The following is a 1,953-nucleotide window of genomic DNA, read 5'->3' on the forward strand; positions in this document are numbered from 1 at the left end:
ACACGAACGTCGGCGACGGGTCATAGACGCGATCGACAACGGCGACCGCCATCCCGCAGGCGTGGTCCAAGTGATCGCCGGGCTGGACGTGGGCGGCGGCGATCCAGCCGTCCTCGTAGGTCCAGAGCTCGTGGTTCGGCGTGACGCCGAGGGGCTCGCCGGTGTCGAAGGTCAGCCAGAGGACGCCCGTGTGCGTCAGCCGGGCACTGATGGCGGTGACGGTGCCGACGGTGGCTGTGGGAAAGATTCGGAGCTCTGGGAACTTCTGTGTCGCGCGCGGTCAGCTGCTCCCGCATGCGCGAACCGGCTTCAGTCGGTGTGCCCCTCTTCAAGGCGATCGAGCTGCTCTTCGAGCCAGTCGGCGAACGTGAACGCCAGGCGGCCGGGCTCCTGGTGCTCGTCGTACTCGTGGCTCCACAGAACTACCGGGCAGACGCCGTTCGCGAGCTGCGACGTGTCGAGGCAGTGCAAGTCGCCGAACGGCGTCCGCCACAGGACGACAAGGTGTGGCGGGAGGGGCAGGAACTCGTTGCGCCGCTCTTCCTGTGTTCGCTCGACAACGTTGAGGTCCGGCGGAGTCTTGCTCCCAAGTCCATAGACGGCGAAGTCGCCGATGCAGCAGTGGCCGAAGCGGCGCAGGAACGCCTGGTAATCGTCGGGCAGGGTGACGCCGAGTGCCTCGGCGGCAGCGGCGATTGTCTTGGCTTGCACGCGGGCACCGCGCTCCGGCTGGTGGGCTTCCAAATGACGCCACAGGGCGGCGAGGTTACGAGGACGATCAGCGGCAACAACACCGAGCTCACGAGGCGGGCGAAACTCGCGGTAGGCGCGACGGCCGAGGCGGCGGATTTCGGAGCTTCCTGCATCTGGCCGGCGGCATCCTGTTGATTCGACAGGTTTAAGGATGGGCTCTAAAGTCTTCTTAACAGTCTTGATCTTCGGATACGTTGACCAGTCGATTTGGTCGCAAGCGCTCTCCGACAGCAGCAGGCCACCATGCACAGCTATATAGATTGTTTGCGAAGAGACTTCTTGTGCCTCATAGTAATCAGGATCATCAGGATCTGTGGGACACAAGAATCGGCGACCGCACTGGGTACATTTATCGTCGTGCAACTGCCGTGATGACACATTCTCTACCGGGTTCGTACTAACTAGGGCACAGTGCGTCGCCGCAGACTCTAGCCGTGGGTCCTCACACCTGAGGACCCGAATCGTTGGCGGTAACGGCCCCAACGAGGTTAGAAGACGCTGGCTGACAATCGGAATCGAAACCTGAGAACCGATCTGATAATGGTACTGCGGTCGCCACCTTAAGGGGATCGTTGTCTCAGTAGTCGCGAGAGCACTAAAAGGAACTCCGCAACGGCCACAGAAGTAGCGACCATGGTGTCGACGAACCCACTCCTGATCAAGCCACATCGGCGCGTCCACAGTCGTTAGCAGCTCTACAACGCGTAATGCGCGATGCGGATCAGTAGTCGCCAAACATCGTCTCCCAAATCGCGTTTGTGAGCGTAGTTCCAAACTTGCTGTCATATCGCCTGGTGTAGTCCATCATTACATTCTGCGCCTTACTGAGCTGGTCTGTTCTCCGCAGATACTCTAACCACGACTCGCCCTTTTGCAGGTTCTTGAATCGGATTCCCGCGTCCGATAATGCTCTGCGAAGCCCACTGTGATACACTCCGAGATGATCGCTGGGGTCGAGAGATACGGTCAAACCGTCTTCCGGACCATCCAGGAACTTCGGCCAAGCGTGATGGTTGTGCGGCTTGACCGGGCAATTATGTACCCACAGCTCACCCGCGAAGAACGTCCACGTTCCGTCGACGGTGAGATCATACACGAACGTCGGCGACGGGTCATAGACGCGATCGACAACGGCGACCGCCATCCCGCAGGCGTGGTCCAAGTGATCGCCGGGCTGGACGTGGGCGGCGGCGATCCAGC

At 60.7% G+C, this 1,953-nt stretch carries 2 protein-coding genes; both read right to left on the minus strand.

What is annotated here, in order from left to right:
- Positions 1 to 309 precede the first annotated feature (309 nt).
- A complete protein-coding gene (locus J5J06_06770; protein ID MCO6436772.1) occupies positions 310 to 711 on the minus strand; it encodes an SMI1/KNR4 family protein in 402 nt (133 codons plus the stop codon).
- A 763-nt stretch (positions 712 to 1,474) separates the two neighbouring features.
- The coding region (locus J5J06_06775) for a hypothetical protein (protein MCO6436773.1) at positions 1,475 to 1,953 on the minus strand (479 nt) is incomplete at its 5' end.

It is taken from the genome of Phycisphaerae bacterium, assembly GCA_024102815.1.
Taxonomy (GTDB): domain Bacteria; phylum Planctomycetota; class Phycisphaerae; order UBA1845; family UBA1845; genus JAGFJJ01.